Origin of the sequence: Nonomuraea sp. NPDC050022 (assembly GCF_044460705.1) — a bacterium.
Taxonomy (GTDB): Bacteria; Actinomycetota; Actinomycetes; order Streptosporangiales; family Streptosporangiaceae; genus Nonomuraea.
In genome coordinates this window covers 1,295,550-1,313,173 of the sequence record NZ_JBITKE010000001.1, presented here as the reverse complement: position 1 = coordinate 1,313,173, position 17,624 = coordinate 1,295,550, and the positions used below count along the sequence as shown (strand labels likewise).

The window sequence follows — 17,624 nt, the reverse complement described above, 5'->3', positions numbered from 1 at the left end:
GAGAGAGCAGACGATGACCAGAGCCCGACAACCGCAGCACGAGCAAAATGAACCCGCGTTCAGGTGGGAGCCGTACAGGACGGTCGGCAGCCAGCTACGCGTCTCACACACCTCATGCTGCGGCCGGTGGGAGTGGGCGTCCGAGGGCGGCCAGTTCTTCGTGCTGCGCCGCACCGGCGACCGCTACGAGGAGACCGGCCGCGGCCTCTACCGCCAGGCCCTCGACATCTACATCGCTCTCGCCGAAGCGCACCACGCCGAGCATCTGCGCCGTGGGGAGACGCCGGAGCCCGACACCTTCCTGAAGGACGGGGACGGCGTGGCTGAGCCCGGAGGATCCCGCCAGCGGCCACGATCGACCAGTTGCCCAGCACCACCGAGAAGAGGGGATCCAACCTGTGACCACCGACAATGACGTCCAAGACGTCACAGCGCTACGCACCGCCATGATCGAGAAGATCGCCCTTCGCCACCAGGCGCTGGGCTTGGTGCTGCCGGCTGAGGTCGAGCGGGCGCTGCGGACGGTGCCTCGTAATCTGTTCACGGGCGACGTCGATCTGCAAGCCGCCTACGAGGACACCGCGGTCGTCACCAAGCGCAACGAGCGCGGCGCCTCCATGAGCTCGGTGTCGGCGCCCTGGCTGCAGGCGGTGATGCTGGGCCAGGCAAAGCTCAAGCCCGGCGACCGGGTTCTGGAAGTGGGATCCGGCGGCTACAACGCGGCCTTGATCCGAGAGGTCGTCGGGCCGACGGGCTCGGTGACCACGATCGACATCGACCCTGAGGTCACCGACCGCGCCCAGCGGTTCCTGGCGGATGCCGGGTACGGCGACGTGGAGGTGATCTGCGCGGACGCCGAGTTCGAGATCGAGCCAGGCCGCACGTTCGACGCGATCATCGTCACGGTCGGCTCGTGGGACGTTCCCCCGGCCTGGCCCTCGCAGCTCGCCAAGGGCGGCAGACTGGTCGTCCCGCTGCGCACCTGGGGCTTGACCAGGTCCTGGGTCCTGGAACATCAGGACGGCGCCCTGGTGAGCCGTGATCGTCAGGTGTGCGGCTTCGTCTCGATGCAGGGCGCGGGAGCCCACAAGGGCACCGCGACCCCGCTGCTCGACGCTGACAGAGATCACACGGTCGGGCTGTGGCGGGATGAAAAAGACACCATTGACGCGGCGGCGCTATCTGGAGTGCTGAACCTGCCGCGCGCGGAGGTGTGGACCGGCATCACGGTGGGTGCCCGGATCCGGTACAGCGACCAGGACCTATGGCTCGCCACGACCCTGCCCGGCTTCAGCTTGATCACCGCGTCACAGAAAGCGATCGACCACGGCATTGTGGCGCTGCCATGGCAGTACGGCACACCGGCGCTCGTGGACGGCCCCAACCTGGCCTACCGCCCCAAGCCCCGCCCCATCGACGGCGACGTCTTTGAATTCGGCGCGTTCGCGCACGGCCCGCAAGCCGAGCAGTCCGCGCGGCGGTTGGCCGACCAGATCGCCGCGTGGAACCTGGCCAGTCGGCCGGAACCCCGCCTGTCGGTCCACCCGGCAGACACACCGAACGGCGAACTACCAGACGGGCACGTCCTGGACAAGGAACACGCCCGTCTCGTGATCTCCTGGCCGACGGCCAGGTAGCCCCACCCTCCGATCGAAAGGATCCGGTACATGGAGCCGCACGAGTTCACCCTCGACGTCCGCTTCTTGAAGACCGCACCCGCGTCCATAGGACTCGACTCCGACGACTGCACCAGCGACGGCTGCGGCGAGACCCCCGGCAGCGCCGGCATCGCCAACTGCTAACCCCTCCCCGTGTTCCCGGCCACTCCGCATGGCCGGGAACACCCCCTCGAGAACGGAGGAACGGCCAGATGCATCGCTTCCGAGCCGTGGACGCCGCCGTCGTTCGCGTCGCCGCCTACCCGAAAGACTTGGCTCTGCCGCCATGGCCCGACCTCACCGGGAACGATGCTCGCGACGCTGCCGGCTGGATCTGCGAGGTCTGGCCGATGCCAGGGGTAGGCGACGCCGTCACAATCGCCAGCCCTGATCTGGCTCACGTCCTCACCGCGATGTGCGCGTACCCGAACGCCTTCCGGCCGCGTCAGATCCATCGCGCGGCCGAGGCGCTGATGCGTTATCTCCTGCGGTGGACGAGCCGGGCCACACCGTTCGGCCTGTTCGCCGGAATCGCCCCTGTCACCCTGGCTTCCGCTACCTCGGTCGCGTTCGGTGACCGGCATACCGCCGTACTGCGGCCGGATTCCCTGTGGCTCGCCGAGACGATCAGCGCGCTGGAAGACGATCCAGCTTTGCTGCGAGTTCTGCCGGTCCAGGCGAACAACCTGGGGTTCGCGCGCGGCGCGGACTGGGTGCTGCCCTACCAGCCCAGCGCTGAGGGGACGGTGTCGGAGGTGTCCGTGCGCTACACCACGGCGGTCCGCATGGCCCTGGAGGAGGCGGCCACTCCGGTCGTCTTCGGCGATCTGCTGGCGAAGCTGGCCGCCGAGTCTCCGCAGGCACCGGTCACGGTCATCGAGGGCATGCTCACCGAACTGGTGCGGTTGCGGATCCTGCTCACCAGCGTGCGACCGCCGATGACCGTCACCGACCCCGTCGCTCACATCACTGCCCAACTGCAAGGCCCGGCCGCCACTTCTGCTGACCTTGATCCGGGCTCCCGGCTGGCTGTCGGTCTGCGGCTGGACTGCTCGATCAGCCTGCCTCCCCCGGTGATCGAGGAGGTCGAGGCGGCCGCCGCGATCCTGGTTCGGCTGGCCCCCAGACAGCCCGCGTGGCAGGGGTACCACACCGCGCTGGCGGCCCTTGCACACAAGGCTGCCCTGAGCGGGTACGCCGAGCTGGTCTTTACCGATGACATGGTGGCCGAGCTGGAGAAGACGGGCGGCGGGGCAGCGCCGGGCGTCCCGCACACCGAGGTGCGGGTCGCCGTCAGCGCCCCGACTCCCGCCGCGTTGGACGCCGGGAACTTCACCCTCATGGTGGTGTGCGCGTCGCGGCACGCCGGCACCTCGGTGGGCCGGTTTCTGCACCTTCTGCCCGCCGCGGACCGGGAGCGGATCATCGGCGCCTACCGTCGCCTCCCGACCAGCACGGACGGCGCGATGGCCGTGCAGTTGTCGGTCCCTCCGCTACGTGCCCGCACGGACGGCCTGGCCCGCACTCCGGATGTGCTGCCGGTGCTGTCGCTGGGAGAACATCGCCACCTGCGCGACTCGGCGGTTGATCTCGACGACTTGGCGGTCACTGCCGACGCCCGCCGCCTGATCCTGATGTCGCTCACACGCGGCCGCGCCGTGGAGCCGTTGATGTTGAACGCGACCAACCTGCACCACAGCGCCCACCCCCTGGCCCGGTTCTTGTGCGAAGTCAGCACCGCGACCTCGACACCCTGCACCACCTTCAGGTGGGGTCGTATCGCCGACCGGTTCGCCTTCCTTCCACGCGTCCGGTACGGCCGGACGGTCCTCAGCCCGGCTCGGTGGAACCTCGCCGCCCCTGACCTGCCCGCAGCGGCCGCCACCACCGGGGAATGGGCCGAGCGCTTCCAGGAGCACCGGCACTCACGCCATATCCCGGACGTGGTGCGGTTGGGCGACGATGACGTCCTGATCCGCCTGGACCTGACCGAGGGCGCACACCTGGCGCTGCTACGCCACCACCTGGACCGCACCGGCGAAGCCCGGCTGATTGAGGACGTGAGCGACGACGCCTGGCTCGGCGGGCGCCCCCACGAAATCGTCGTCCCCCTCGCCTCCACCACTCCGCCCCACCCCTGGCCGCGACCATTGCGGCGCGAGCGAACCCATCATGGTCCCGGCCACCTGCCCGGAGACTCACCGTGGCTGTACGTGAAACTGTTCGGCCACCCCGGACGACAAGCCGAACTCCTCACGACCCATCTGCCGGGGCTGCTCGCCGATTGGGAGCATGGGCCCTGCGATAACTGGTGGTTCATCCGCTACAACACTCCTGCACCGCACCTGCGGATCCGGCTGCCCCTGCATGATGGCGACCGGTATGGGCCCGCCACTCGGTCGTTCGGACAGTGGGCACGCACCGTGCACCGTGCCGGATTGCTGCGCGATCTCTGCCTGGACACCTACCGGCCGGAAATCGGCCGGTTCGGCACCGGCCCAGCCCTGGCCGCCGCCGAAGGCGTGTTCGCCGCCGACTCCGCGGTCGCGGTCGCGCAGCTACGCGCCACGGCTAACCCTCAGGCTGCGACCGCACTGATCGAACGGAGGCGTACAGCGCTGGCCACCTACCGGGCGCTTCTCGAACGACGCCTCCGCACCCTGGAGAACACATGCCTACTCAACACTCGATCCCCTCACGCCCACCCGTACCACCCAGCAAGATGGCCGATGCCGTGCTCGCGGTACTGTCCGGCACCCCTGCCGAGGTGGCCGCAGCCGCTATCAGCGCCCGCACGGAGACTCTCACCGACGCAGTCGATGCCTACCAGGCCGCCGGATACCAGGCGTTGGAAGCCCGCACGGCTGATCATGGCTGGTACAGCATCCGCGTCCAGTTCGCCGATTGGGAGAGCGCCGAGCAGGCTGCCATGACGCACCTCAGCCCACGCCTGGATCGCCTGTGCGAGCGCAAGCTGATCAGCGGATGGTGGTTCATCCGCAAGCATCCATGCTGGCGGCTCCGGCTACGCCCGCTCGATGGCCTCGTCCCCGATGTGAAGGCCGCCGTCAACGCCGTGCTGAACGACCTGACCGGGTCCGGGGTGCTCACCCGCTGGTGGCCGACCATCTACGAGCCGGAGACCGCCTCGTTCGGCGGGCCGGTCGGAACCGAGATCGCCCACGCCCTGTTCAGCACCGACAGCCGCCACATCCTCGCCTACCTGCGGCAGCCCCCGCCGGACGTCGGCCGTAAAGAAGTGTCGATGCTGCTGTGTGCCACCCTGCTGAGCGCGGCCGGACTGGATCGGTTCGAGCGCGGAGACACCTGGAACCGCATCGCGGAACTGCGCCCCCTTCCCACCGACGCTCCCTCCGCCTGTCTGGAGGACCTGGCCGAGCGGATCCGCCCCCTCGTCGCCTCCCCCACCGGCTCGATCGCCCTGGATGGGCCGTGCGCCTTCGCCGCGCCCTGGGCAGCCGTCTTTCGCGATGCCGGGCAGTCCCTCGGTGAAGCCGCGTCCGCCGGCCATCTGGACCGGGGTGTCCGGCACGTCCTCACCCACCTCGTGATCTTCCATTGGAATCGTCTTGGCTTGTCCGCCACCACGCAAGGCATCCTCAGTCGTGCCGCATGCGAAGCCCTCCTCCCTTCAGGGAAGTGATCATGCTCTTCGTCGGGCTTGAACGTAGCTGCCGCCCTGTCGCCGGAGCACTCTGCTTGCAGAGGGATGGCACCCGGCGGGACGCTCCGACAGGCTTCAGCACCACTTGGAGTGCCGTTTTTTCCTCCGCCCGGCCATCGCGCTCTAGCCCGGCCCGGGGCCGCCGCGCTGCAGGATGAGTGTGTCCACGCCGTCCAGGATCCGGGCGAGGCCGAAGGAGTAGTCGAAGCGCCGATCCGGCTCGGCGGTGTCCTCCGGATAGTCGAAGGCGCCCGCGTCGACCGCCGTACGCAGGGCCGGAAAGCGCCGCGCGTCGACGAGGTCGCCGAGCAGCGCGCTGTAGGCGGCGATCGACTCCCCCGAGGCGGCGGGGCCGAGATGCGCGCTCATCCGCGCGGTGGTGAGCATGTAGTTGGCGATCAGCAGGACCACGCCCGCCTTGTCGCTTTCGGGGAGCCCGGTGTCGCGCAGCGCATTCAGGGCGCGATCGGTCCACGTCAGCTGGTTGGGGGTGATCGGCGGTCCGGTGACGGGCAGATCCACGATCCAGGTGTGGGCGCGCAGCATCACCCACTGCGCCGCGCACCAGCGCTCCAGGCCACGCCGCCAGTCGTCGCAGGGCTCGTCGAGCTCGGCGGGCACGGCCGCGACCGTGTCCAGCATCAGCAGCAGCAGCTCGTTCTTGCTCTTGACGTGCCGGTAGAGCGACATCGTGGTGAAGCCCAGCCGCTCGGCGACCCTGGCCATCGACACGGCGTCAAGGCCGCCGGCGTCGGCCAGCTCGACCGCCGCGCGGGCGATGCGCGGCGGGCTGAGCCCCTGCCTGGGCTCAGGCGCCGGCTCGTCGAGTCTTCCCCAGAGCAGGTCGAGCCCCGGCGGCAGCTTGTCGTTCATGGTCCTCACCTTCGCCCATCGCCCTCGCCTTTCGCGACGTCCGTCCGGCGCCGACGCCGACGCCGACGAGCTGGGCCGCACGCTTGCGCTCCCGCCAAGTGTATGTCATACACTCGGTGTATGACATACACAGCACTGATCATCGGTGGTGGGATAGCGGGCTCGTTATGCGCGGTCGCCCTGCGCAAGGTGGGGATCACGCCGGTCGTCTATGAGGCGTACGACCGGACCGCCGACCACACGGGCGCCTTCCTGACGCTCGCGGTGAACGCGCTCGACGCCTTGCGCGCCCTCGACGTCGACCTCGGCGACATCGGCTTCGACACGCCGCGCATCGTGTTCACCAACGGCTCCGGAAGGCGGCTCGGCGAGCTGCCGTACGGCACCACCCTGCTGGACGGCATGGTGACCCGGACCGTCAAGCGGGCCGACCTCTACCGCGCCTTCCGCGACCGGGCCGTCGGATCCGGCGTGCACATCGAGTACGGCAAGCGGCTCGTCGACGCCGAGAGCACCGACGACGGGGTGCTGGCCAGGTTCGCCGACGGCACCTCCGTCCGCGGCGACCTGCTCATCGGCGCGGACGGCCTGCGGTCACGTACCCGCGAGATCATCGACCCGCACGCGCCGGACGCGCGCTACGGCGGGCTGCTCAACACGGGCGGCTACGCCCGCGGCGTCTCCACCGGCTGCGAGCCGGGCACCATGAACGCGATCTTCGGCAAGCGCTGCTTCTTCACCCATACGACGCATCCGAGCGGCGAGGTGTGGTGGGCGGCGAATCCGGCCCAGGCCGCCGAGCCCGACCCCGCCGAACTGGCCGCGATCACCCCCGAACAGTGGCGGTCCCGGCTGATCGGCCTGTTCCGGCACGATCGCGGGCCCGCCGCGGACATCATCGCGGCGACCGGCGAGATCTTCGCGGGCTGGAGCACCTACGACGTGCCGACCGTGCCGAAGTGGCACAACGATCGGATGATCATCATCGGTGACGCGGCCCATGCGACCGCCCCCTCGATCGGGCAGGGCGCGGCCATGGCCATCGAGGACACCGTCGTGCTGGCCAAGTGCCTGCGGGACAGCCCGGACATCGCCACCGCGTTCGCCGCCTACCAGCGGCTACGGCGCGAGCGCGTGGAACGCGTCGTCGCGCAGGGCAATCGGACCGGCGGCTGGAAGACACTCGGTCCCGTCGCCCGGGTGCCGCGTGACCTGATCATGAGCCTGGCCATGAGACGCATGGCCCGCACCGGCGACAACCCGAGCCGGTGGATCTACGAGCACCACATCGACTGGGACGAACCCGTCTACAGCGCGGGCTAGATCTGCCGGCGTCCGCGCCGGGTGGAGGGCAGGTCGTGGCGCCCCGAGACGAACTCCTGGACCGCGATCTTGGCCCTGATCACCGGCCGGCGCCACCGTTCCTCCCGGTGCGCGGCCGTGGCCAGCTTCCGCGGGCGCCGCTTCTGGTAGAACAGGTGGGCCCATGGAGACCCGGGTCTGGCCAGCCGCACCGCGCCCACCAGCAGCAGTACGGGCACGAACAGGCCCACTATCCCGGTCCAGATCTTGCCCTTCAACAGGGTGGTCACGGCGAGCACCATGTTCGCCACGAGCAGCGCGCCTGGATTGACCGGGGTCCCGTAGTCGAACGACAGCGGCCGGAGCCCGGTGAGCAGCAGCCCCGTCATCGCGACCGCGATGAACACCGCGTCGACCGAGGTGCGGCCCTCTTCCTCCCAGTACACGTCGTGCAGGTGCAGGATCAGCGCGAACTCGTCCAGCACCAGCGCCGACCCGATCCCGAAGACGGCGGCCGCCGCGGCGTAGGCCACCTGCGACGCCGAGGACACGATCAGCCCGCTGACCCCGCCGACCAGCATGAGCACGACCCCGAACACCACGTGGTGGATGTGCATCTCGCCCACGTTGACGTTGCGGAACCAGCCGACCTTCGCCCTGATCAGCCGCACGTTGACGCGGGTGGCCACGAAGGCCCCGATGAGCGCGACGAAGAAACAGAACAGCGGCAGCCGTCCCGTGTCGACAATGCTCAGCTCGAACCAGTTCCCCATGACCTTGAAAACGATGCTACGAGGCCAATCGTCATCCCTTGACCATTTGGACCGGGAAACGAACTCAAGACAGGAACGCGCGCAGCAGCGCCGCCGTGCCCTCCAGGTGCTCCGCCACTGCTCGGCGGGCCCCTTCCGGGTCGCCCGCCAGGATGGCCGCCACGATCGCCTCGTGCTGGCGGGCGGAGTGGTCGAGGTTCACCTGGAGCATCGGGATGGCGTTGAGAAGGTCGCTGACCCGCAGGCGCGCGTCGGCGCAGGCGGTGGCCAGCAGGGCGGAGCCGGTCAGCTCGGCGATCGAGAGGTGGAAGGCCGTGTCCAGCCGCCGGTAGTCCCCGATGCCCGCCTTGTTGAGCGCCGCGAGCCGGCCGCGCAGGAGGGAGCGCTGGTCGTCGGTCAGCGTGGCCGCCGCCAGCACCGCCGCCGCACCGCATTCGACCGCCATGCGGAAGGTCAGCGCGTCGGTGAGGTCGGCCGTGCCCATGTCGGCCACGACCCTGCGCAGGTCGCCGCTCTCCGGCGGAGGCGGGGCGTAGGTGACGAACGCGCCGCCGTAGCGGCCGCGCCGTACGTCGAGGTAACCCGCGTCCTGGAGCGCCCGGATCGCCTCGCGCAGCGTCACCCGGCTGATGCCGAGCTGAACGGCCAGCTCACGCTCCGGGGGCAGTTTCCGGCCCGGCGCGACCACGCCGAGCTTGATCGCCTGGAGCAGCCGTTCTACCGTCTCCTCGAAGGCGTTTCCTGCCCTGACCGGCCGTAACACCGTCATCAACCGCGCCGAGTCGTCCAACGTGTCCTCAGGTCTTGACAAGCGATCCCTATATGCACATCAATGGTCTAAGAGTAGCCCAATTAGCGGGAAAGCGAGCGAACTTCTGTGAGCGAGCGAGGTCTTCCACAGCCCGGACCACTGTCCGTCGACGAGTTGCGTGACGAGGTGGCCGCCGGGCGGGTCGACACCGTGCTGCTCGCGCTCGCCGACATGCAGGGCAGGTTGCAGGGCAAGCGCCTGTCGGCGCGCTACTTCCTGAACGAGGTGCTGGGGCACGGCTCGGAGGGCTGCAACTACCTGCTCGCCGTGGACGTGGACATGAACACGGTCGACGGCTACGCGATGTCGTCCTGGGAGCGCGGCTACGGCGATTTCGTGATGAAGCCCGATATTTCCACGTTGCGGTGGGTGCCGTGGCAGGAGGGCACCGTCATGCTCATGGCGGACCTGACCTGGGAGAGCGGCGACGACGTGACCGCCTCGCCGCGGCAGATCCTGCGCGCGCAGCTCGCCCGCCTCGCCGACCGCGGCCTGGCCGCCTTCGTGGGCACCGAGCTGGAGTTCATCGTGTACGAGGACAGCTACGAGGACGCGTGGAAGCGCGCGTACCGCGACATGTCCCCCGCGAACCTCTACAACGTCGACTACTCCCTCCTCGGTACGGCCCGCATCGAACCCCTCCTTCGCCGGATAAGACGGGACATGGAGGGAGCTGGGCTGTACGTCGAGTCCGCCAAGGGCGAGTGCAACCTGGGCCAGCACGAGATCGCCTTCCGCTACGACGAGGCGCTGAAGACCTGCGACAACCATTCCATCTACAAGAACGGCGCCAAGGAGATCGCGGCTCAGGAGGGCAAGTCGATCACCTTCATGGCCAAGCCGAACCAGCGCGAGGGCAACTCCTGCCACATCCACATCTCGTTGCGCAGCGTGGACGGCGACCCGGTAATGGCGGGCGACGGCCCCCACGGGCTGTCCGAGCTCGGTGCCCGCTTCATCGCCGGGCAGCTGGCTCACATGCGCGAGCTCACGCTCTTCTACGCCCCGAACATCAACTCCTACAAACGCTACGTCCCCGGCAGTTTCGCCCCCACGGCCGTCAAGTGGGGCGTGGACAACCGCACCTGCTCGCTCAGGCTCGTCGGCCACGGGGAGTCGCTGCGCATCGAGAACCGGGTGCCGGGCGGCGACGTGAACCCCTACCTCGCGGTGTCGGCGCTGATCGCGGCCGGGCTGCGCGGCATCGACGAGGAGTTGCCGCTGGAGGACGCGTTCGGGGGCAATGCCTACGACTCCGGCGCCGAGACCGTGCCCCACACCTTGCGGGACGCGCTGGCGCTGTTCGAGGGGTCGAAGCTGGCGCGTGAGACGTTCGGCGACGACGTGGTGGCGCACTATGCGAACAACGCCCGGATCGAGCTGGCCGCCTTCGACGCGGCTGTCACGGACTGGGAGCTGTTCCGGGGTTTCGAGCGGATGTGAGCACGATGCAGATCATCAATCCGGCGACGGAGGAGATCCTCGCCGACGTGGAACTGGCCGACGCGGCCGAGGTCGACCGGGCCGTGGAGCGTGCCAGGCGGGCCTATCAGAGCTGGCGCGACGTGGCGCCCGGCGACCGGGCGCGGCTGCTGCGCCGCTTCGCCGACCTGGTGGACGAGCACCGGGACGAGCTGGCCCTGCTGGAGCTCACGAACTCCGGCCACCCGATCGGCAACGCCCGCTGGGAGGCGGGCGCGGTACGCGACGTGCTGCACTTCTACGCCGCCGCCCCCGAGCGCAACCACGGCAAGCAGATCCCGGTGCCCGGCGGCGTGGACATCACCTTCCAGGAGCCGCTGGGCGTGGTGGGCGTGATCGTGCCCTGGAACTTCCCGATGCTCATCATGAGCTGGGGCGTCGCCCCGGCCCTGGCCGCGGGCAACACGGTGATCGTCAAGCCCGCCGAATGGACCCCACTGACCGCGCTGAGGCTGGCCGAGCTGGCCCTCGCCGCGGGCCTCCCCGAGGGGGTGCTCCAGGTGCTGCCTGGGGCAGGGGAGGTCGCGGGGGCCCGCCTGGTCGAGCATCCGCGGGTGGCCAAGATCGTGTTCACCGGCTCGACCGAGGTGGGCAAGGAGATCGCCGCCAAGGCGGCAACCCAGGTAAAGCGGATAACCCTCGAACTAGGCGGCAAATCCGCAAATATCGTGTTTGCGGACTCTGATCTGGAAAAAGCGGCGAAAACGGCGCCGTATGCCGTCTTCGATAACTCCGGCCAGGACTGCTGCGCCCGATCCAGGATCCTGGTGCAGGCGGGGATCTACGACGCGTTCCTGGAGCTGCTGCTGCCGGCCGTACAGAACATCAGAGTCGGCGACCCGCTCGACGAGAGCACCGAGATGGGCCCGCTGATCAGCGCCGAACATCTGGAGCGGGTGCGCGGCTTCATCGACGGCCCGCCGTACCTGCAGGGCGACTGCCCGCAGGGCAAGGGGTTCTGGTTCCCGCCGACGGTCCTGACGCCGGCGCTCACCGATCGGGCGTTCACCGAGGAGATCTTCGGGCCCGTGGTGTCGGTGGTGCCGTTCGCGGACGAGGCGGAGGCGGTGCGGATCGCCAACGACACGCCGTACGGCCTGAGCGGCTCCATCTGGACCCGCGACGTCGGCCGGGCGCTGCGCGTCGCGCGGGCCGTGGAGGCGGGTGCGCTGTCGGTGAACTCGCACTCCTCGGTCCGCCACTGGACGCCGTTCGGCGGCTTCAAGGAGTCCGGCCTCGGCCGGGAGCTGGGCCCGGACGCCCTCATGGCGTTCACCGAGACCAAGAACGTCTTCATCTCAACGGAGTGACACACATGCAGCGTTTGCACAACCGCGTCGCCGTGATCACCGGCGCGGGCGGCGGCATCGGCCTGGCCACCGCGCGGCGGTTCGCCGAAGAGGGTGCCAAGGTGGTCTGCGCCGACGTCGACGAGGAGGCGGGCACCAAGGCCGCCGCCGAGGTGGGCGGGCTCTTCGTCAAGGTCGATGTGACCAGCGAGGACGACGTCGTCCGGATGTTCCGGACGGCGTTCGACACCTATGGCTCCGTCGACATCGCCTTCAACAACGCGGGCATCTCGCCGCCCGAGGACGACTCGATCCTGGAGACCGGCATCGAGGCGTGGCGGCGGGTGCAGGAGGTGAACCTGACGAGCGTCTACCTGTGCTGCAAGCACGCGATCCCGTATATGCGACGGCAGGGCAAGGGCTCGATCATCAACACCGCGTCGTTCGTGGCGGTGATGGGGTCGGCGACGTCGCAGATCTCCTACACGGCCTCGAAGGGCGGGGTGCTCGCGATGTCGCGCGAGCTCGGCGTCCAGTTCGCGCGTGAGGGGATCCGGGTGAACGCGCTGTGCCCGGGGCCGGTCAACACGCCGCTGCTGAAGGAGCTGTTCGCGAAGGACCCCGAGCGGGCCGCTCGGCGCCTGGTGCACGTGCCGGTGGGGCGCTTCGCCGAGGCGTCGGAGATCGCGGCGGCGGTGGCGTTCCTGGCCAGCGACGACGCCTCTTTCATCACGGGCTCGGAGTTCCTCGTCGACGGCGGCATCTCGGGCGCCTACGTCACGCCTCTTTAGGAGCACGTCACGCCTCTTTAGGAAGGGACCTTTAGGAAGGGACCTTAAGGAAGGGAAGTTGTGGAACGACCCGTCATCGGGATCACGTCCTATGTCGAGCCTGCCCGCTACACCGTGTGGGAGCTGCCCGTCGCCCTGCTGCCGTACATGTACGTGGAGCAGGTGGTCCGGGCCGGCGGACAGCCGGTGATCCTGCCGCCCGCCGGGTCGCCCGCCCGACTGGTGGCGCGGTTGGACGGGTTGATCCTGGCCGGTGGTGGTGACGTCTCGCCCGAGCGGTACGGCCAGGAGCCGCACGACCAGACCGGCTACATCCGGAAATTTCGGGACACGGCGGAGTTCGCGGTGATCGAGGCGGCTCTTGAGGCCGACCTGCCCTATCTCGGGATCTGCCGGGGTATGCAGGTGCTCAACGTCGTGCTCGGCGGGACCCTGCACCAGCATCTGCCCGATGTGGTGGGACACACCGGGCACTCCCCCGCACCCGGCGAGTTCGGCCACCTGCCCGTCCGGCCCGTGGCGGGGACTCTCGTCGGCAAGGCGCTCGGCGCCGAGCCGGCGACCGTGCCGCACTACCACCACCAGGCCATCGACCGGCTCGCCCCCAGCCTGACCGTGTCCGCCGTGGCGGACGACGGCACGATCGAGGCGGTGGAGCTGGACTACAGGACGTTCGCCATGGCCGTGCAGTGGCATCCGGAGGCGGCGAAGGACTGCGCGCTGTTCGAGGCGCTCGTCGCCGCCTGCTGAACCGCCCCCGGTACAGCCCTTTTGGCCCCAAGCGGCCGGATCCGCACGCGACAACTCCCCCATAACAGCACTAGGCTTGCGGACATCACCGTCGAAACCGTGCGGGAGAGCGTCCTGGCATCCGGCCAGGTCCCCTGAAGGAGCAAGCCCTCCCCGCGAACCTCTCAAGGCAAAGGACCGCACGGACGAGGTGTCCTCTGGAAAGCAGGCCTGGCGGCCTCGCCGAAGGTGAAAGTCCGGCAAATTACGGGCGAAGCTCTCAGGCACCCATGACAGAGGGGGAGGATGTCTGGCATCCGATCCTGCCCTGAGGTGCGCATATGTCACGTCCTACACCGCTCCGAGACGTCCACGAGAGCCTCGGCGCGACATTGACCGATTTCGCCGGGTGGCTGATGCCGCTCCGCTACGGCAGCGAGTCCGCCGAGCACAACGCGGTGCGCCAGGCGGCCGGGCTGTTCGATCTCTCCCACATGGGCGAGATCTTCGTGACCGGGCCTCAGGCGGGCCAGGCGCTCGACTACGCGCTGGTGGGACACCTGTCGGCGCTCGCGCCCGGCCGGGCCCGCTACACCATGATCGTGAACGAGCATGGCGGGGTGCTGGACGACCTGATCGTCTACCGGCTCGGGGACGAGGAGTTCGGCGATGAAGAGTTCATGGTGGTGGCTAACGCCTCCAACTATGAAAAAGTCGGGGAAGAGCTGAAAAATCGCGCCAAGTCGTACAACGCGGTGGTCGAGGATCGCTCGGAGCAGTACGCGCTGATCGCCGTGCAGGGGCCGCGCGCGCAGGAGATCCTCGCCACGCTCACCGACGCCGACCTCGCCGGGCTGAAGTACTACGCGGGCCTGCCCGGTCTGGTCGACGGGCGGCAGGCGCTCATCGCGCGTACCGGCTACACGGGTGAGGACGGGTTCGAGCTGTTCGTGGCCAACCAGGACGCCGTGCCGCTCTGGCACGCGCTGACCGAGGCCGGCCGGCCGTACGGGCTGCGAGCGGCGGGTCTGTCCAGCCGTGACACGCTCAGGCTCGAAGCGGGCATGCCGCTGTACGGCAACGAGCTCGGCGTCGAGCTGACCCCGTTCGACGCGGGGCTGGGCAGAGTGGTGAAATTCGACAAGCCGGGCGACTTCGTCGGCAGGTCGGCGCTGGAGGCGGTCAAGGACACGCCGCCGCGGCGCCGGCTCGTCGGACTGGTCGCGCGGGGTCGCCGGGTGCCGCGCCACGGATACCCGGTGACCAAGGACGGCGCCGTCGTCGGCGAGGTCACCAGCGGGGCACCCTCCCAGACCCTGGGTAAGCCCATCGCCATGGCCTACGTCGACAATGGGGCCGACGCAGGTCTGGCCGTGGACATCCGGGGCAGCCATGAACCTATGGACCTCATTGAGCTGCCCTTTTACAGGAGGAACAAGTGAGCAACATCCCAGACGAGCTGAGCTACACCAAGGAGCACGAGTGGGTGGCCGGGCTCGACGACGGCATCACCGTGACCATCGGCATCACGGCCTACGCGGCCGAGGCGCTGGGTGATGTCGTCTTCGTGCAGCTTCCTGAGGTCGGCTCGACCGTCGAGGCGGGCGACTCCATCGGTGAGGTCGAGTCGACCAAGTCGGTGAGCGAGATCTACACCCCCGTCGGCGGCGAGATCGTCGAGGTCAACCAGGCCGTCGTGGACGATCCGTCGCTGGCCAACAGCGACTCCTACGGCGATGGCTGGATGTTCCGCGTGCGCGTGGAAGGCGACCCCGAGGACCTGCTCACCGCCGAGGAGTATTCGGCGCTCACCTCAGGCGAGTCCTGACCCACCCGCCGGGGTCCTGACGGGCCCCGGCCCTTCTGAAGGGCGCCCATCAATGGCGATCAGCGTCTTCGACCTGTTCAAGATCGGCATCGGCCCGTCGAGCTCGCACACCGGCGGTCCCATGGCCGCCGCGCACCGGTTCGCCCGCGGTCTGCACGACGACGACCTGCTCGCGCGTACGGCCCGCGTCGAGGCGATCCTGTACGGCTCGCTCGGCCTGACCGGCAAGGGCCACGGCAGTGACAAGGCCGTCCTGCTGGGGCTGTCGGGCGAGAAGCCCGAGCTGGTCGACGTGGACTCCATCGACGCGCGCCTGGCCGCGATGCGCGAGTCCGGCACGGTCCGGCTCTACGGCACGCGCGAGATCCCCTTCGTCGTGGGCGAGGACCTCGTCTTCGAGCGCAAGATCTCCCTGCCCGAGCACCCGAACGGCATGCGCTTCACCGCCTTCTCCGAATCGGGCGAGAAGCTGCGGGAGAAGGTCTACTTCTCGGTCGGCGGCGGCTTCGTGGTGGACGAGCAGGCCACCGGCGCCGATCGCATCAAGCCCGACGACACCGTTCTGCCCTACCCCTTCACGACCGGGGATGAGCTGCTCAAGCACTGCTCCAACACGGGCCTGTCCATCTCCGCGCTGATGCTGGAGAACGAGCAGGCGTTCGGCCGCTCCGCCGCCGAGATCCGCGCGCAGATCCTGCACCTGTGGCGGGTCATGTGCGAGTGCGTCGAACGCGGCATCGCCAAGGAGGGCGTGCTGCCGGGCGGCCTCAAGGTCAAGCGCCGCGCGAACCGCCTGCACCGCCGCCTGCAGACCGAGTCGCCGAAGACCGACCCGCTGCACGCCATGGACTGGGTGTCGCTGTTCGCGCTGGCGGTCAACGAGGAGAACGCCGCGGGCGGCCGCATCGTCACCGCCCCCACGAACGGCGCCGCGGGCATCATCCCCGCCGTCCTGACCTATTACTCCCGCTTCATCCCGCACGCCGACGACGACGGCATCGTCCGCTTCTTCCTCACCGCGGCGGCCATCGGCGTCCTGTTCAAGGAGAACGCCTCGATCTCGGGCGCCGAGGTCGGCTGCCAGGGCGAGGTCGGCTCGGCCTGCTCCATGGCCGCCGCGGGCCTCACGGAGGTCCTGGGCGGCACGCCCGAGCAGGTGGAGAACGCGGCGGAGATCGGCATCGAACACAACCTGGGCCTGACCTGCGACCCGGTCGGCGGCCTGGTCCAGATCCCGTGCATCGAGCGCAACGCGGTGGCCTCCATCAAGGCCATCGCCGCGGCCCGCATCGCCCTGCGCGGCGACGGCCAGCACTTCGTCGCCCTGGACCGGGCCATCAAGACGATGCGTGACACGGGACGGGACATGCTGGACAAGTACAAGGAGACCTCGCGCGGCGGCCTCGCGGTCAACGTCATCGAGTGCTGACCCGGGCGCGCTCTGGTTCGAGCGCGCTCGCGTTCGTGTGCTCGCGTTAAAAGCGGGTTTGCGTTCGAGTGCGCTCAAAGCCATAGCGTCGCCGACATGACGACACAGACACAGACACAGACCTGGATCATCACCGGCGCGTCCCGCGGACTCGGGCGCGCACTCGCGGAGGCGGCGCTCGCGGCGGGCGACCACGTGGTGGCGGCGGTACGCCGGCCCGAGAGCGTGGCCGACCTGAAGGCCGCGTACCCGGACGCCTGCCTGATCGCCACGTTCGACGTCCGGGACACCACCGCCGCCGCGGACCTCGTACAGAAGACCCTCGACCACTTCGGGCAGCTCGACGTGCTCGTCAACAACGCGGGCCGGGGCATGGTCGGCGCGGTCGAGGAGATCGGCGACGCGCAGTTGCGTGAGCTGATGGACCTGCACTTGTTCGGCCCGGCCGCGCTCGTCCGCGCGGCGCTGCCCGCGATGCACGCGCGGGGCACCGGCACGATCGTGCAGATGAGCAGCCAGGGTGGGCGGATGTCCTTCCCCGGCGTGTCGGCGTACTCCGCGTCGAAGTTCGCCCTCGAAGGCTGGTCCGAGGCCCTGGCCGGGGAGGTCGCGCCGCTCGGGATCCGCGTGATGATCGTCGAGCCCAGCCGGTTCAGGACCGACTTCCACGCCAACGACGTGCTGGAGTTCGTCGAGGAGTCCGAGACCTACCGTGAGCTGCTCGCCAACGTCCGGGCGGACATGGCCGGGGCCGACGGCCTCCAGGAGGGCGACCCGGCGCGGGCGGCCGAGATCATCGTGTCCCTCGCGCACAGTGACGAGGTGCCGCTGCGGCTGCCGCTCGGGCGCGAGGCGGTCGAGCGCATCTCGGGCGCGTACCGGCGCGGCCTGGACGAGGTCGAGCGGTGGGCCGAGACCTCGCGCAGCGCCGACTTCGAGGGTGTCCCAGTCGCGGTACGCCCGATTTAAGCTGG

17 protein-coding genes and 1 riboswitch are annotated in these 17,624 nt (G+C 69.3%); of the genes, 14 read left to right on the top strand and 3 right to left on the bottom strand.

Annotated features, from left to right (window positions below):
* Positions 1-13: 13 nt before the first annotated feature.
* The 5 genes from ACIBO2_RS05725 to ACIBO2_RS05705 all read left to right on the top strand — a co-directional run bounded on the left by ACIBO2_RS05725 (position 14) and on the right by ACIBO2_RS05705 (position 5,322).
* Entirely contained in the window at positions 14-415 is a 402-nt protein-coding gene (locus ACIBO2_RS05725; protein ID WP_358537386.1) for a hypothetical protein, read from the top strand.
* Positions 399-1,637, top strand: a complete 1,239-nt coding sequence (gene fxlM / locus ACIBO2_RS05720; RefSeq protein ID WP_358537383.1) for a methyltransferase, FxLD system — start codon at positions 399-401, stop codon at positions 1,635-1,637. Before ACIBO2_RS05725 ends, fxlM begins: the two co-directional genes overlap by 17 nt.
* A 30-nt stretch (positions 1,638-1,667) precedes the next feature.
* Positions 1,668-1,802 (top strand): FxLD family lanthipeptide, encoded by a 135-nt coding sequence (gene fxlA / locus ACIBO2_RS05715; protein WP_397295560.1) that lies wholly within the window; start codon positions 1,668-1,670, stop codon positions 1,800-1,802.
* Between the two features lie 68 nt (positions 1,803-1,870).
* Positions 1,871-4,591 (top strand): lantibiotic dehydratase, encoded by a 2,721-nt coding sequence (locus tag ACIBO2_RS05710; protein ID WP_397295559.1) that lies wholly within the window; start codon positions 1,871-1,873, stop codon positions 4,589-4,591.
* Entirely contained in the window at positions 4,588-5,322 is a 735-nt protein-coding gene (locus ACIBO2_RS05705; protein ID WP_358537374.1) for a thiopeptide-type bacteriocin biosynthesis protein, read from the top strand. The genes ACIBO2_RS05710 and ACIBO2_RS05705 overlap by 4 nt, the downstream gene beginning before the upstream one ends.
* A 144-nt stretch (positions 5,323-5,466) precedes the next feature.
* Here ACIBO2_RS05705 and ACIBO2_RS05700 read toward each other — a convergent pair whose 3' ends face one another.
* A complete protein-coding gene (locus ACIBO2_RS05700; RefSeq protein ID WP_358537371.1) occupies positions 5,467-6,216 on the bottom strand; it encodes a TetR/AcrR family transcriptional regulator in 750 nt (249 codons plus the stop codon).
* 120 nt (positions 6,217-6,336) lie between these two features.
* On the opposite strand from ACIBO2_RS05700, the gene ACIBO2_RS05695 reads away from it, so the two are divergent.
* Positions 6,337-7,539: an FAD-dependent oxidoreductase gene (locus ACIBO2_RS05695; RefSeq protein WP_397295557.1), complete on the top strand. Its 1,203-nt coding sequence runs from the start codon at positions 6,337-6,339 to the stop codon at positions 7,537-7,539.
* Here ACIBO2_RS05695 and ACIBO2_RS05690 read toward each other — a convergent pair.
* Both ACIBO2_RS05690 and ACIBO2_RS05685 read right to left on the bottom strand, forming a co-directional pair.
* On the bottom strand, positions 7,536-8,291 hold the full coding sequence (locus ACIBO2_RS05690) for a hypothetical protein (RefSeq protein ID WP_358537362.1): 756 nt from the start codon (positions 8,289-8,291) through the stop codon (positions 7,536-7,538). The two genes, ACIBO2_RS05695 and ACIBO2_RS05690, sit on opposite strands and share 4 nt — an antisense overlap.
* 64 nt (positions 8,292-8,355) lie before the next feature.
* Positions 8,356-9,060: an FCD domain-containing protein gene (locus ACIBO2_RS05685; RefSeq protein WP_357943110.1), complete on the bottom strand. Its 705-nt coding sequence runs from the start codon at positions 9,058-9,060 to the stop codon at positions 8,356-8,358.
* Positions 9,061-9,168: 108 nt separating this feature from the next.
* Between ACIBO2_RS05685 and ACIBO2_RS05680 the strand changes: the two genes are divergently transcribed.
* The 8 genes from ACIBO2_RS05680 (at position 9,169) to ACIBO2_RS05645 (ending at position 17,619) form a co-directional block, all read left to right on the top strand.
* Positions 9,169-10,545, top strand: coding sequence for a glutamine synthetase family protein (locus ACIBO2_RS05680; protein ID WP_358537360.1), 1,377 nt, complete (start codon positions 9,169-9,171; stop codon positions 10,543-10,545).
* 5 nt (positions 10,546-10,550) lie between these two features.
* Positions 10,551-11,894, top strand: a complete 1,344-nt coding sequence (locus tag ACIBO2_RS05675) for an aldehyde dehydrogenase family protein (RefSeq protein ID WP_397295554.1) — start codon at positions 10,551-10,553, stop codon at positions 11,892-11,894.
* 5 nt (positions 11,895-11,899) lie between these two features.
* The gene (locus ACIBO2_RS05670) at positions 11,900-12,664 is read left to right on the top strand and encodes a 3-oxoacyl-ACP reductase (protein ID WP_358537355.1); all 765 of its coding nucleotides are present in this window, start codon (positions 11,900-11,902) and stop codon (positions 12,662-12,664) included.
* A 60-nt stretch (positions 12,665-12,724) separates the two neighbouring features.
* Complete coding sequence (locus ACIBO2_RS05665) at positions 12,725-13,414, top strand: gamma-glutamyl-gamma-aminobutyrate hydrolase family protein (RefSeq protein ID WP_358537353.1); 690 nt, start codon at positions 12,725-12,727, stop codon at positions 13,412-13,414.
* 92 nt (positions 13,415-13,506) lie between these two features.
* Positions 13,507-13,604: riboswitch (glycine riboswitch) on the top strand.
* Positions 13,605-13,734: 130 nt separating this feature from the next.
* The gene (gene gcvT / locus ACIBO2_RS05660; RefSeq protein WP_358537351.1) at positions 13,735-14,835 is read left to right on the top strand and encodes a glycine cleavage system aminomethyltransferase GcvT; all 1,101 of its coding nucleotides are present in this window, start codon (positions 13,735-13,737) and stop codon (positions 14,833-14,835) included.
* On the top strand, positions 14,832-15,221 hold the full coding sequence (gene gcvH, locus ACIBO2_RS05655) for a glycine cleavage system protein GcvH (protein ID WP_358537349.1): 390 nt from the start codon (positions 14,832-14,834) through the stop codon (positions 15,219-15,221). The genes gcvT and gcvH overlap by 4 nt, the downstream gene beginning before the upstream one ends.
* Positions 15,222-15,273: 52 nt before the next feature.
* Positions 15,274-16,650 (top strand): L-serine ammonia-lyase, encoded by a 1,377-nt coding sequence (locus tag ACIBO2_RS05650; RefSeq protein ID WP_397295551.1) that lies wholly within the window; start codon positions 15,274-15,276, stop codon positions 16,648-16,650.
* A gap of 96 nt (positions 16,651-16,746) precedes the next feature.
* Positions 16,747-17,619, top strand: coding sequence for an SDR family NAD(P)-dependent oxidoreductase (locus ACIBO2_RS05645; RefSeq protein ID WP_397295548.1), 873 nt, complete (start codon positions 16,747-16,749; stop codon positions 17,617-17,619).
* Positions 17,620-17,624 lie beyond the last annotated feature (5 nt).

Excerpts from the sequence above, each read along its gene's own strand:
- ACIBO2_RS05725 (WP_358537386.1), top strand. The coding sequence starts at position 14 with ATGACCAGAGCCCGACAACCGCAGCACGAGCAAAATGAACCCGCGTTC.
- fxlA (WP_397295560.1), top strand. The coding sequence starts at position 1,668 with ATGGAGCCGCACGAGTTCACCCTCGACGTCCGCTTCTTGAAGACCGCA.
- ACIBO2_RS05710 (WP_397295559.1), top strand. The coding sequence starts at position 1,871 with ATGCATCGCTTCCGAGCCGTGGACGCCGCCGTCGTTCGCGTCGCCGCC.
- ACIBO2_RS05705 (WP_358537374.1), top strand. The coding sequence starts at position 4,588 with ATGACGCACCTCAGCCCACGCCTGGATCGCCTGTGCGAGCGCAAGCTG.
- ACIBO2_RS05700 (WP_358537371.1), bottom strand. The coding sequence starts at position 6,216 with ATGAACGACAAGCTGCCGCCGGGGCTCGACCTGCTCTGGGGAAGACTC.
- ACIBO2_RS05695 (WP_397295557.1), top strand. The coding sequence starts at position 6,337 with ATGACATACACAGCACTGATCATCGGTGGTGGGATAGCGGGCTCGTTA.
- ACIBO2_RS05690 (WP_358537362.1), bottom strand. The coding sequence starts at position 8,291 with ATGGGGAACTGGTTCGAGCTGAGCATTGTCGACACGGGACGGCTGCCG.
- ACIBO2_RS05685 (WP_357943110.1), bottom strand. The coding sequence starts at position 9,060 with ATGACGGTGTTACGGCCGGTCAGGGCAGGAAACGCCTTCGAGGAGACG.
- ACIBO2_RS05675 (WP_397295554.1), top strand. The coding sequence starts at position 10,551 with ATGCAGATCATCAATCCGGCGACGGAGGAGATCCTCGCCGACGTGGAA.
- ACIBO2_RS05670 (WP_358537355.1), top strand. The coding sequence starts at position 11,900 with ATGCAGCGTTTGCACAACCGCGTCGCCGTGATCACCGGCGCGGGCGGC.
- gcvT (WP_358537351.1), top strand. The coding sequence starts at position 13,735 with ATGTCACGTCCTACACCGCTCCGAGACGTCCACGAGAGCCTCGGCGCG.
- ACIBO2_RS05650 (WP_397295551.1), top strand. The coding sequence starts at position 15,274 with ATGGCGATCAGCGTCTTCGACCTGTTCAAGATCGGCATCGGCCCGTCG.
- ACIBO2_RS05645 (WP_397295548.1), top strand. The coding sequence starts at position 16,747 with ATGACGACACAGACACAGACACAGACCTGGATCATCACCGGCGCGTCC.